Source organism: Clostridium sp. KNHs214 (assembly GCF_000744935.1).
In the GTDB taxonomy this organism is placed as follows: domain Bacteria; phylum Bacillota; class Clostridia; order Clostridiales; family Clostridiaceae; genus Haloimpatiens.
The window spans coordinates 979,938-993,586 of the sequence record NZ_JQMW01000011.1 but is presented as its reverse complement, the minus strand read 5'-3'; the positions used below and the strand labels follow the sequence as shown (position 1 = coordinate 993,586).

At 26.2% G+C, this 13,649-nt stretch carries 10 protein-coding genes and 3 pseudogenes; 7 read left to right on the top strand and 6 right to left on the bottom strand.

Annotation, left to right across the window (positions count from 1 at the left end):
- Positions 1-20 precede the first annotated feature (20 nt).
- The 4 genes from CC89_RS13220 to CC89_RS13205 all read left to right on the top strand — a co-directional run bounded on the left by CC89_RS13220 (position 21) and on the right by CC89_RS13205 (position 3,431).
- Positions 21-422, top strand: coding sequence for a hypothetical protein (locus tag CC89_RS13220; RefSeq protein ID WP_035292845.1), 402 nt, complete (start codon positions 21-23; stop codon positions 420-422).
- Positions 423-566: 144 nt separating this feature from the next.
- Positions 567-1,913, top strand: coding sequence for a [Fe-Fe] hydrogenase large subunit C-terminal domain-containing protein (locus tag CC89_RS13215; protein WP_035292843.1), 1,347 nt, complete (start codon positions 567-569; stop codon positions 1,911-1,913).
- A 258-nt stretch (positions 1,914-2,171) separates the two neighbouring features.
- Complete coding sequence (locus CC89_RS13210) at positions 2,172-3,146, top strand: IS91 family transposase (RefSeq protein WP_035292841.1); 975 nt, start codon at positions 2,172-2,174, stop codon at positions 3,144-3,146.
- 105 nt (positions 3,147-3,251) lie between these two features.
- Complete coding sequence (locus CC89_RS13205; RefSeq protein WP_051931774.1) at positions 3,252-3,431, top strand: hypothetical protein; 180 nt, start codon at positions 3,252-3,254, stop codon at positions 3,429-3,431.
- A gap of 251 nt (positions 3,432-3,682) precedes the next feature.
- Here CC89_RS13205 and CC89_RS13200 read toward each other — a convergent pair.
- The 4 genes and pseudogenes from CC89_RS13200 to CC89_RS21515 all read right to left on the bottom strand — a co-directional run.
- Positions 3,683-4,765, bottom strand: a pseudogene (locus tag CC89_RS13200) (IS256 family transposase).
- A 44-nt stretch (positions 4,766-4,809) separates the two neighbouring features.
- Positions 4,810-5,034 (bottom strand): IS66 family transposase zinc-finger binding domain-containing protein, encoded by a 225-nt coding sequence (locus CC89_RS21190; RefSeq protein WP_278320087.1) that lies wholly within the window; start codon positions 5,032-5,034, stop codon positions 4,810-4,812.
- Positions 5,035-5,085: 51 nt separating this feature from the next.
- Complete coding sequence (locus CC89_RS21185; protein WP_051931773.1) at positions 5,086-5,358, bottom strand: DUF6444 domain-containing protein; 273 nt, start codon at positions 5,356-5,358, stop codon at positions 5,086-5,088.
- 335 nt (positions 5,359-5,693) lie between these two features.
- A pseudogene (locus tag CC89_RS21515) lies at positions 5,694-5,848 on the bottom strand (IS982 family transposase); the annotation flags it as partial.
- 354 nt (positions 5,849-6,202) lie between these two features.
- On the opposite strand from CC89_RS21515, the gene CC89_RS20610 reads away from it, so the two are divergent.
- The 3 genes from CC89_RS20610 (at position 6,203) to CC89_RS13185 (ending at position 11,686) form a co-directional block, all read left to right on the top strand.
- Positions 6,203-6,379 carry a hypothetical protein gene (locus tag CC89_RS20610; protein ID WP_180963986.1) on the top strand — a complete coding sequence of 59 codons (177 nt, stop codon included), beginning with the start codon at positions 6,203-6,205 and terminating at the stop codon, positions 6,377-6,379.
- A gap of 1,679 nt (positions 6,380-8,058) precedes the next feature.
- The gene (locus tag CC89_RS13190; protein ID WP_035292838.1) at positions 8,059-9,372 is read left to right on the top strand and encodes a radical SAM/SPASM domain-containing protein; all 1,314 of its coding nucleotides are present in this window, start codon (positions 8,059-8,061) and stop codon (positions 9,370-9,372) included.
- 760 nt (positions 9,373-10,132) lie between these two features.
- Positions 10,133-11,686 carry an ABC transporter transmembrane domain-containing protein gene (locus tag CC89_RS13185; protein ID WP_035292836.1) on the top strand — a complete coding sequence of 518 codons (1,554 nt, stop codon included), beginning with the start codon at positions 10,133-10,135 and terminating at the stop codon, positions 11,684-11,686.
- Between the two features lie 552 nt (positions 11,687-12,238).
- Here the strand turns inward: CC89_RS13185 and CC89_RS21180 are convergent.
- Positions 12,239-12,670, bottom strand: a pseudogene (locus CC89_RS21180) (transposase); the annotation flags it as partial.
- A 12-nt stretch (positions 12,671-12,682) separates the two neighbouring features.
- Positions 12,683-13,141 carry a hypothetical protein gene (locus tag CC89_RS21175; protein WP_286161352.1) on the bottom strand — a complete coding sequence of 153 codons (459 nt, stop codon included), beginning with the start codon at positions 13,139-13,141 and terminating at the stop codon, positions 12,683-12,685.
- Positions 13,142-13,649: the final 508 nt, after the last annotated feature.

The window sequence follows — 13,649 nt, the reverse complement described above, 5'->3', positions numbered from 1 at the left end:
AATTTTAGGGGTATTAATATATGAAAAGTGAAATTAAATATAAGTCCTTAGTGATCTTAATAATAGTCATACCAATTTTATTTGTATCATATATTCTCTACGGCATATTTGGACCCCAAAAAATCTCGGAAACAATTACAGGTTCCGTAGTACTTATAGAAAAAGATAATAAGGAAGAGCATGAAGTTATGAAAAAAAGAAAAAGTCCTTATTCTTATAAAGAAAAAGATGGAGAAAATTATTATATAATTATAAATTCAATAGAGAGCAATTCTTACAAAAAATGTTTGGTTAGTTGCACAAAGGAGCAATTTCAAAAGTTAAGAGTAGGAGAAAATTATTATTACCACGTGAAATATGCAAGGGGTGATGAAACAAAGGGAAATTTACAAGAAGCAACTACCTATAATCCAGTTCAATAGTAAATTTAAAATCAGCCTATTTAAGGGCTGATTTTTTAGTATAATAAAAGTGTACAAGGGAATAATTTAAAATATATTGTAGAATTAAAAAAGGGGGGGGGAAATAGGCTAGTGATGTTTTTAAAAACTCACTACATATAATTTATGAAAGAGAAATACAAGGATTTATTTAAAAGAATTTTATGGGCAAAAGAAGAAGGTAATTTTAAAAGGGAAGTAGGGAATATATTAAAGGAGTACGGAGATGAAAAAAAGGAACTTTCTAAAGTAATATCATCCTTATGTGGTGTTACGGTAGAGTACATTGATGATGAAAGTTTTATAAATTCACTGGAAAGTGCCATGAAGGGATATGAAAGAGAAGCTAAAATAGTGCACAAAATTGGAGAGTGCACTATGGAGTGTGCAGATGAGGAAGGAAAAACTCTATGTCAAAAAGCATGCCCTTTTAATGCAATATTAAATGAAGAAAATAAAATATACATAAATGAAGATTTATGCACAGATTGCGGTAGATGCGTTACAGCTTGTGAAAATGGTGGATATTTAGATAGAATAGAATTCATGCCTTTAGTAGATATTCTTAAATCAGATGTACCAGTGATAGCAGCAGTGGCACCGGCTATAGCAGGTCAGTTTGGAAAAGATGTTTCTTTAGAAAAAATGAGAACTGCTTTTAAAAAGGTTGGCTTTTTAGACATGGTGGAAGTGGCATTTTTCGCAGATATGTTAACTTTAAAAGAAGCTATTGAGTTTGATGCTCATGTAAAAAGTGAAAAGGATATAATGATAACTTCTTGCTGCTGTCCTATGTGGGTAGGAATGCTTAAAAGGGTTTATAAAGATTTAGTAAAGGATGTTTCACCTTCAGTTTCTCCAATGATTGCAGCGGGAAGAGTTTTGAAGAAATTAAATCCAAATTGTAAAGTGGTGTTTGTAGGGCCATGTATTGCTAAAAAAGCTGAAGCTAAAAATGAAGACATAAAAGGAGCCATAGATTTTGTTTTAACCTTTGAAGAGGTTAAAGGAATATTTGAGGTTTTGGATATAAATCCTAGTGATATGGAAGAGGATTTCACCAGTGAATATGCATCTAGAGAAGGAAGACTATATGCGAGAACTGGTGGAGTTTCTATAGCTGTAAGTGAAGCCATAGAGACTCTATTCCCAGAAAGAAAAGGAAAAGTAAAGACAGCTCAAGCTCACGGAGTTAAGGAGTGCAAGGAAATACTTGATAAAGCAGTAAAAGGAGAAATAGATGCCAACTTCATAGAAGGTATGGGATGTATAGGCGGTTGTGTAGGAGGACCTAAAGCTTTAATTCCAGCAGAAGAAGGCAAGAAAATAGTAGATGAAACTGCTGAAAATTCAAAGGTAAGGGTATCCTTAAATAACGAGTGTATGAATGAAGTCTTAAAGCTTATAGGAATTGACGGAGTAGAGGACTTTAAGAATAAAGAGAAAATACAGATTTTTGAAAGAGAGTTTTAAGCATAAATTGGAGAACGCCCATAAATTTGTGTAAAATAGAATAGACATGATAAAAAATATTTGGAAATTATTACTGGAATTTAGTTCCAGTAATAATTTTATTTTTTCTTAGGAATTTAAAAAAATTGACTAAAAAAAAGAGCCCGTTAGGGCCTGAAAAATCAGAGAGTAGATGTTTGAGGAAAATATTACAAGTTATATTTTGGAAACGTATTTTTGGTATAATTATTTGTAAAAACTAGAATAGGATTGATATAAATGCGTGGAGTAATAAAACAAATATTTATTGATAATTGGGAAAAATTCCGTGAAATAAATAAAGGCAAAATCAGAGCTAACATAGATAGAGAAGTTTACAAAATGATTAACTGTGGGTCGCTAGACAATGGGTTTATTGAATTTAAGTGTGAGAGTTGTGGAGAAATTAAGAGAGTTGGTTTCAGATGTAAAAGCAGATTTTGTACGTCTTGTGGCAAGAAAAAATCTGAAGAATGGTCAGATGAAATGGTGGCGAGGCTCATTAACTCAAAACATAGACATATGGTATTCACCATCCCAGAAGAGTTAAGAATATACTTTGCCCGTGATAGAAAATTACTATCTTTATTGCCGCAATGTTCATCTAAAGCAATTGTGAGTTGGTTTAAAGATTTAAATAAAAAAGAATGTTTTACTCCAGGAATAATATCAGTTATTCATACTTTTGGTAGAGATTTAAAGTGGAATCCCCATGTATATTTGATTGTTACCGAAGGTGGGGCAGGTGAAATTACAGCTTGGAAAAATATCAAGCATATAAACTATACAGCATTAAGAAAAAGATGGCAGAAAATATTGTTAGATGAGATAGGAAATAACATTAAGAGTGACAGAAAGAAGTTTAAAAAATTAAAAAATGAACTGTATAAAAAATTTAAAAATGGATTTTATGTATATGGAAAAGGAAAAATAAAAACAGCAAAGGAAGAAGGAAGATATGTTGGAAGATATACTGCAAGGCCAGCAATAGCTGAATCAAGAATAATGCTTACATTTGGTGTGAATCCTTTAAGATGTGAGAAGTGTGAAGCACAAATGAAATTTCATGATATATATTATAAAAATAAAAGAGTAAGAGAAAAATTTAGAGAAAAAATAATGGATGAAAATGAGAGAAAAATAGAAGAGTTAATGTACAGTTATGGTGTTATTAAAGGTATAATTCGTGATAAAATAGAGCCATTATATATATAAATGGGGGTTATTGATATGGCAAGAAATATTAAGAAAGTAAAAGATAAATAAAGAGCAAAATACAAAGCAAAAATAAAAGAAAAACAAATTAAGGAGAAGGATATTTTGTATATATGTACAGAATGTGGGATAAAAGAATATATACCAAGAGATGTGGTTGAAATGTTTGATGAAATAGATGATGAAAATATAATAGAGCCACCTACATTTAGTTGTGAAAAATGTGGAGCTATAATGAGACCCCAAAAATATGAAGGTGTTCATGGGATAACATATGAATTTTAAAGATAAAAACATTAATATGTTACCGCATAAAAAGTATATATAAATTTGATAATAAAAAATATAATAAAGCAGCCTAGTTAAAGAGTTTTGCCAAAAGAAGTTGAGCGAAGCGAAATAACGCGGCAATAGCCACTTTTTTATTTTAGGTTATTACTAAAAATATGAAGTATAGCTTTATCTTGTTATTATTATTTGTATAATTTTTATTATTATGCATATATATATAAATTAGTACAAGCTTAAAATTTATTTTACATATATTGTTCAAGTCTATCCTTATGCATTATATTAAGTTGAGTTAAGATCCAACACCAATTTTGACGTGGAGAAGTCCACTTAAGCATAATCTGCTCAGTAGCTAGATATAGAGCTTTCATTAAGGAGTCATCTGTAGGAAAAACAGTTCTTATTTTAGTGAATTTTCTAAGCTGCCTGTTAAAGCCTTCTAATGCATTAGTTGTATATATTATTTTTCGAATTTCTGGTGCAAAGTTAAAATAAGTAGATAAATTATCCCAATTATTGTTCCATGACTGTATAACTATGGGATATTTATCACCCCAAGTAGCTTCTAATGATTGCAACGCTTGAGTTGCCATAGTTTCATTAACTGCTTGATATACAGTTTTTAAATCTTTCATAAAAGCTCTCATGTCCTTTGAAGCTATATATTTTATAGAATTTCTTATTTGGTGTATTATACAACTTTGTATATTGACCTCTGGAAAAACAGTTTTAATAGCTTCTGGAAGCCCTTTAAGTCCATCCATACATGCTATTAATATATCCTTAACTCCTCTGTTTTTAAGGTCATTGCAAACTGATAATCAAAACTTTGCTCCCTCTTGTTCACCAACCCATATACCAAGAATATCTTTATACCCTTTCATATTAAGTGCCATGCATATATAGGCCGCTTTACTAACAATTCTATGTTCATCTCTAACTTTAAAATGAATATCATCCACAGACATACCTCTTGCATATAAGCCTATAACTTTCTTATCAAGTTCGTTGCATACTGTTTCATATTTTCTAACAATCTTTGGTTCAAACTCTGCATTTCTATCTCTTGGTACAGATACATCCACTTCACCAAAACTGGTTTTAATTTTCTTAGGGCTATATCCATTTCTATAATTTTTTTCTTCTTGGATCTGTCTTTCATACCTCTCTCTTCCCAAATGTTCTTCCATTTCAGCCTCTAAGAATTGTTGAATTATACCTCCAAATAATCTTTGCATTAAACCATTCTTGTCTACTAGGTCCTCCATACTTTTACACTTCTTTAATTCTTTATTCAAATTAATATCAGGTATTTCTAATGGGTTCATTTTTTTCTCTCCTTTTACAAATTATTTTGTAGTTATTATTTCCATTAATGTAAGCTATACATACATAAAAAAGAACATCCGTAGATTTGTTTACACAAATCTATGGATGTTCCCCTTTTACAATGAGGACATATTTTAACTTCTGCTCTATGCTCTACAATTTTAACTTTGATATCTGGTACATCTATAATTTGACGAACAATATATCTTTCGGGAGAGACATTTTTTAGGGATGCTCCGCATTCAGTACAGTGTTTTACAGTATGAATTTCAATTTCACCAGGAGTATCATTTAGCCACAGTGTTGTTCCTTCATGATCTTATTGACCACCAGGTTTTTTACCTGATTTTGTTCTTAAACTTTTAGTTTTCTTTTTGAAACCATCTGACGATGGAGGGTTACTGCTGTTATTACTAGTTTTATTGACTTGATTTTCTAATAATTTTACACGCTCGGTTAGAGCCTTGTTATCTTTTGAAAGTGTTTCCACTTGAGAATTTAGTGTTTTAATTTGGTTTGATAATTCCTTAATAACACTTATAACTCGAGATATACCTTGATTATAAATTTCAATAATTTTGCCTTCGCTCACTACGTGCCACCACTTATCATTAGTTTTTGCAAGACATGTTTTATGATATCAAAAAACAATGATAAATAGAAGGGGCATTTTTAATAAAATAATAATAACATGGAATTTAAGTTATTTTAATAGCTGAATAGTTATTTTTTTCTAATTCTGTTGTAATATATTCTTGATTATTTAGCATAGCCATTTTCTCCTTTTCTATAAGTTGTTTTGGAAACTCAACTTATTTTAAGGGTTGGCTATGTTTTTTCTATGCTTTTTTATTGGTAATTTTACCTGTGATATTTAATTTTAATCTTAGGTGTCTATGTTTCCTTTTTTACTGTCCGCAGGTCAGCGCTCATTATTGGATCATTACTGTTTATTCCATTTTTAATGTATGCTGGAATTACTTCTTGGTAAATATCATTAACAATGACAAATATGACAGTTATAAAGTCTTTTAGATCTTCTATAGCTGTGATATAGAATCAGTTTTGAAAAGCTCTAGCATATATGTTTCCCCCTATCATTAAGAGTGGTCGTGCTTTTCTAATGATACGATAACATGTTTCGCTATGGTTTTTATATTTGTAAATAATACAGTGCATTTAACTAGCACAACAAGTTAATTTAAAAAAGAAGTATGGCTCGGCTCATATATAACTTTCTAGTGTAAGTTTTTAAAATTTAGAAAACTACATTTTTTATATGTTATTTGAATAATACTAGTATGTTACATAAGATATTTTAAATTGATATAATGTAAAATATTTAGAGTTTATGAACTAAAAGGAGGAAAATATAAAAATATGTAGAAATGTTATTATGATGAATTAATATTTTAATAAAAGGAGATGTTGGTTATATGAAGATAATTCAACCTGCTAAATTAAAGCTAAAGAAAAAAATTAATAAGGATAATGGAGAGGTCACAGTAATGAGTTCTCAATGTGATATTTTAGAATTTGGATGTGGGCAAACCTGTCCAATACAAGGGTGTCCAGGAAAATGGGGATTTATAAGTGCCTGTAAATGTTTTTAATTTTTACACTATATAAATTACCAGTAGATAGTCAGTTGTTCTAAAAAGTATGTTTTAAGGAGCACCTTATTTTCAAATTATTATATATCTGATAGTAAGGTGCTAATACTAAATTTAGGAATATTAAAAATAAAGTTATAATTTTTATAAGTATGAAACTTTTATGCTGACTTGAAATATTTTATATAAATATGACCTCTATATATTTTAAAAGTCTTTTTAAAACATTTTAAATTTTTATTCTATTAAAGGCAGGTATTGTATGTATTCATAATTAAAGTTATTTTTATTATCGGTAAAATAAATTTTAAATAGGTTTACTCAGTTTAAGATTAAGTTATATTTAGTGGTTTTTCCAATATATGAGTATTACATAGGGTATGCGACATTAAGCTTATTTTTAGAAATGCTTAAATTTATTATTATTATATTTGGATATTTTCCCGATATAGTTGTAGTTTAGTATTTCATTAAAAGATAGCTATATTTTTACTTATGGAATGGTGATGTATCTTAATTTTTAAAAATCGACAATAAAAGTAAATTGAAATTTTTTAGATGCATAAATAATTAAAATTAATAGATTAATTATGAAAAGTTAGCTATTACAATAAGAAATTTACAAATTTAGACACTAGCCGGTTTAATTTCATATTTGATTTTAAATTTAGGCATGACAAAAAATATTTAAATAGTATATTTTTAAGTTATTAGATTACTAATAGTCCATTAGATTTTTTAATGTTATTAAATTTCAATCTACCTACTTCACAAGATGATAAATTATTTAAAGAAGAGGCGTATAATGAAAAATAGGCATAAATATAAGGATATTAGTTATGCAATCATAATAAATTTGAATTCTAATATGTTTATAACCAGGAAGTTCATTGCATGATGACAGTCATTAGAAATTTATAGATTTACTAATAACTAGGTTTTACTATTGTTTAATACTGAATAAAATTGATAACTATTTCTGGAGGAAGTTAGATAATAAAAATGCGGTAATGATTTATTACTAACCCAATATAATGTTTTTTATCTTTTGTAAAAATTATAATTTCATCAACATGCTACTTGTAGTAGCAAATAAATTTATAGATAAAAGCACATTATCATGTATTTTTTAAATATTGAGTAAATTTTTTGATGTAAGATGCAATTGTAATATAGAATGTTTTAGTATTTACTGTGATTTCTAAATATTCGGAAATTACTTTTTTGAAGAGTAATATGAAAATATAAGGTTAAAGCATTGAGTATAAAAAGAATAGGATATCTGATACTTTAAAGTTGTTTTATTCTAGATTAGGCGATGAGATTAAGGAATTATATCTTAAGACGCTTTAGCTTGAATAATTATATGATTAATATGGATATTTAGGTTAACAATAATGTATATATGTAGGTATTCAGTGAACTTAAGTTTCTTTCTTAATAGTAGTATACCAAAATTGATGTTTAGAATTAGTATATTGATATTTTTTTATTATCATTTTTATTTTTAATAAACTGATATAGTTTTTTACTGTGGCATATGGTACAGCTTGATGTAACTGTTGATATTGAACCTTCAACTTCTAAAGGGAAATAATGTTTTGTGGTGAAGTTATTTAACTATAAGGTTAAGATAGTTAAATATTTATATAAGAAATTAAGAATAGGGGGAATTTTATATGTTGTTAAAAAAATCAAAATTTAACATTAAAGTAGATAAGGATTCTAAGGGAAATCAATTAATATTTAATACATTAACTAATGCGTTTGCATTATTTGATGAAGAAACGTTGAAAGCAATAGATGAAATTGAATATTTGAAAAATTATGAGGAAAAGTTTAATAAAAAAATAGTAGAAAATATTATGCTGGCTTTTGAAAATGGTTTCTTAATAGAACAAGATTTAAATGAGTTAGATATTCTCAAATATTATAGAGAAGTAGGTAGATTTACTAAAGAGACACTAGCTATAACAATAGCTGTAACAATGAATTGTAATATGAATTGTCCTTATTGTTTTGAGAAGAAAAACACTAAAAGAATGGAGGAAAATGTAAAGATAAAATTAATCGAGTTCATTGAAAATTCATTAAAATCAAGTAATACTAAATCATTATCAATAACTTGGTTTGGAGGAGAACCACTATTAGAGTTAAATACAATAGTAGAGTTATCTGAAAGTTTTATAGAAATATGTGAAAGATTAAATGTTAAATATAATACTAAGATTATAACAAATGGAGTTTTATTAGACAGAAATACTGCACAAATATTGTTAGAGAAGTGTAAAATAAAAAATGTTCAAATTACATTAGATGGATTAAGAGATACTAATGATAAAAGAAGACATTTAAAAAATAATAAAAGTAGTTTTGATATTATTTGTAAAAATATAAAAACAACTCAAGATATAATGGATATTTTACTAAGAGTTAATATAGATAAAAATAACTCAAAAGAAGCAAAAGAAATAGTGGAATACTTTTATTCCAATGAGTTCAAGATTAAAAATATAGCTTTTGCTCCTGTTACGTTTATATATGAAGATGATAAAAATAAAGATAATTGTTATAGTAAAGATGAATTTTATAATTTATTACCTCAGTGGGAGGAATATGCTTTTAATAGATTTCATTATATTGAAACACCAAGTACTGTTCCAGTTGCTTGTGGAGCACTTTCAATTAACTGTTTTGGAATAGATCCTGAAGGATATATATATAGATGTTGGACTGATATAGGCATTAAAGATAAAAATTCAGGTGATATTTTTTATGGAGAAAAACTAGATGGCTATACATTAAAGTGGTTAATTGAAGATATTGAAGATGAATGTAAAAAGTGTATATTATTGCCTATTTGCCAAGGAGGTTGTTCATATCATAAGTTTAATGGGAAAGGTGATTCGTTTAGATGTGCTAGTAATGAGAAAGTAATAATTGAAGGCTTAAAGAGATATTACAGAAAGTATTTAAAAGATGAAATAGTTTAATATACTGAAGAATATAGAAAATTATAAAATAACAATAAAAAAATAATACGCTGATTTAAGAAAGTAAACTTAAGTTTTCCAAATGTAGTAATTAAAGCAACTTGCAATTTTATTGAGAGCTTGTATTATTATGTTTTTTACGACATGCAGTATTTCAAAAAATTCCATTAATATTCAATTAATTAGGTTAAAATTATTATATATTTGTTCGTAAAATGATGTATTAAATTTATGTATACTAAGAAGAGGAGAGACTACTATTATTATTTTATATTGGTTTGATTTGTAAAAAAACAATGGTTTTATACCAGTTTAAAGTATTTTTGTATTCTTTATTTATGATATGTACTTAAGCATTAGACATGACATAAATTCTAAATGTATCTGAAATATTTATTTAACTTTATCCATGCGTAAATTACGTTATAATAAGTTATTTGTAAAAGATATATTAAAGTTACATATGGAGAAAGCAAGAATTTATTTTTTATAGTCAATTAGTTTATTAAGTAAATCTTCTCTAATCTCTTCTTAAGGTATAACTCAATATTTAATGTTGGCTTATTAATTTTATAGTGTTAATTATATAAGTAATTATAAAGTTCATCGTTAATACTGAAAAGTTAGTGTGTTATATTTATTTTTTATTTTATAAAGTTAAAAAAATTGAATTTATTATGAAAGTTATTTTATCATCAGAGGATTAAAAAAGCAATATTCATATAAGTTTATCAAACATAATTGTACATATGGAGGATTTATGGAAAAAAACGTTTATTTTAATTATTTAAATAAATATAAAATTAGAATATTAATTATGATGGTATTATGTATTTTACTAACAGTTACATCATTATTGAAGCCTTATATAATTTCAAATTTTTTTGACTTACTAACTAATAACCTTAGAGATACAAAAAAGGTAGTGAACAATATATATTTACTAATTTTAATTTGGATGAATCAAATAATCACAGGATATTTTTTTAATATGGAAAAGATAAAATTAGATAGCAAATTTATGTTTAATATATTATCTAATGTTATAGAACATTTAAAAGTAATTCCCTATTCTGAATATATAAAACTAGATAGCGGTTATTTATGTGATAGATTAGTTTCAGATGCCTCAGAAATTTCAAATTTTATTATTGAAAATATATTTGAGGTGACTATTAATATTCTTTCTATAACAATTTCTTATTTTATGATATTTAAAATATATTTTTTATTTGGATTAATACTTTTGCCTATGTTTTTAATATATAGCATGCTATATATTTTTTTTAAAGAAAAGATATATTTAAGTAATTATACATATACAGATGAACACAGCAAATTTTTTTCAAAATTAATTCGTGAATTAAAAAATATAAAATCAATAAAAATCAATAGTTGGCATAAAGAGAGTAAAAATGAGTTATATAATGCTTTTGTTTTGTTGTTTAATAAAGGAGTCAATTTTTCTAAAATTTCATATATGTATTCTAATGTTCAAAATGTAGTTACCTTTAGTTCTAATATAGTAATTTTATTATATGGTGTTTCACTGGTTGAAAAAAATATCATAACTATAGGTAAACTCATAGTTTTCAACTCTTTTTTTAATGTAATAATATCTGGCATTAATTATTTCTTATCACTTAGTCAGCAATATCAACAATATCTTGCGTCTAAGAATAGGATTGATAAATTATTATTAATAAAGGAAGAGATTATTGGAAATGTTACTTTAAAAGAAGTAGAAGATTTACAAATAAGAAATTTATCTTTTTATTATGAAAAAGAAAATCAAATAATTAAAAATTTGAATTATAAATTTAAAAAAGGAAAAATATATTGTATTTGTGGTAAAAATGGAAGTGGAAAAAGTACTTTATTTGATCTTTTATTAGGGCTATATGACAATTATTCTGGAGAGATTTATATAAATAGTACAAATTTAAAATATATAAATTTATATAATTTTAGAAAAGAAAATGTTTCTATTTGTCAGCAAGAGCCTGATGTTTTTAGTTATACTATAAATAAAAATAAAAAAAATAGTTATTTTAACTGTATTTTTAATAATTATAAAAATTTATCTGGAGGGGAAAAGCAAAAGAGTGCTTTAAATATGTGTTTGAATAAAAAATTTGATATATTACTGTTAGATGAACCTTCATCAGCTTTAGACAAGGATAGTGTAAAAAAATTGAAACAAATTCTTAAAAAGTTGAAGAAAAATTCTATAATAATTGTAATAACTCATGATCGTGAACTTATAGAAAATGCAGATTATATTATTAATATAGGGGATGTTATTAATAAATAAACTTTATAATTTTGCAAGTTAAAAAATATATTTATTAAAGTTATTAAATATATAAGTAATCAATAGAATGTATTATGGTTATAAGAATTGGATACTTAATCTATAATTATTTTTAGTAGATATGAGTATAATTGATAAAAAACTAAATAGTTAAAGTAAAATGATTCCAATTTTTATTAAGCGTAGCTTGTTAAGATAAATTTGAGCTAGGAATTGATAATAAAAAAGCAAAAAAGGGGTAAGCTACTTCTCTAGTAAATTTTAATGTTAAAAAATATATTTTAATTAAGCAGTTCTTTTTAATCCCGATAGGGATTTGGATTTATCTACACCACCAGCTTTTATAGCAGCAAGCACAATGTTTAAAAGGCAAATGTGTCCAATGGTATTTAGGTTAGTAACAGAGTTAATATTTTTAACATAAGCTTGTTCGGTATTAAGATTTTTCCACCTAGAATTGTATCTTTCAGATTCAGTTCTAAGACCATATGTTTTTTAAAAAAATATAGAATCAAGATTTATAGAAGCTCTATAATCAGTATGAATGCTTATTTATTTTACACAACCTCTATTCATTTTGCCATTAAAATATTTTTCACGTTTACATGGACGCGATGAATCATCTTTTGATTTTCTATAAGGACAACAAAATTTTTGCTTAATATAAGAATCAAAATATTGTTTACCATCTTTGTGCATGGCTAAACCGCAATCACATATTATATTCCCTTTAGATGTTAAAGTCTTTTTCTTAGTGCCGCGTTTATTTAAGGCAATAAAGGCGTGAACTTTAAGTATATTACGAATAAAATCATGATTTTGCTTTGAGTCATAACCTTTATCAGCGATAATATAACTACTGTTAAGTGAAAACCATTCATTTGTAGCAGTAGGAATTTTTATAAGAGTAGAAATTTCATTAATATCTGCAGTTGTAGTAAATTTGGCAATAGGAAGACCCGATATAACATCACAAATAATGTGGTGTTTATAACCTCAGTAAAAATTATAAAATTTCGTTGATTTATTGGATTTAACAGGAGCAGCGTCAACGGCTACAAAGTTATTATCAATAAAACCTAACTCTTTAAGGAGAGTAACTTGATTTTTCATAATTTCTTTAATATAAGAGTTAGAAAGATTTTTTATAAATCTTTGAAAAACATAGTATGAAGGCAAAGACTTTAAAATATTGAAACTGCAAAGCTGCGCTATAATTAAATTATTTTCTAAAAAATTTTTAAGGTCAATAATTTGAGCAAACTTTTCACATTTTATAACAATAAATTCTCTAAAAAGGGTATTTCGTGAAAAGCCTGTAGCGCCGTATTTAGAAGGCACCCTATCGGGTAATGAAGATAAATCAAGGTTATCAAAAATTTTTGTATAAAAATTGATAAGTTTTTGGGAAATAAAAAGTTCAATTATATTAAAGATTTCTTGACGTTGATACATAGGGATTTTCACCTTATTGTTTTTATATTATGTGTGATAATCTAGTATAATTCGACAAAAATGTAGAGAGATCCCATGATATATATATTTGAGTGATTAAAAAAATTAGCCCTAATGAGCTCGTGATATTAACCCCTCAGAGTTATGCTCAAGGCTATTATTTTTAGAATTAAGGGGGTGATAAAAACTTTTAATTAATAGGTTTGAGGTGTGTGAATTAAATTATTTGGGTAAAGGTTAAGATTATTTTACATTTTGAAAATCTGCAAAATATACAAAACTATAATAGTGCATCTTATCTTAAATAATTTTACAGTTAAATAACTAAACAGATTCCTAAGCTATTTTTAATAACTCAAAAAATTCTTCTAATGACTTTCCATTAGAAATTGCTTTATAAAATATATATTGTTTTCGATTTTGCTAAATCTTTATTGACTAATTTATACCTAGTATTAAAGTGACAGCAGCAATTAGAATATAATGTGCAATAAGTATAACTTATTAT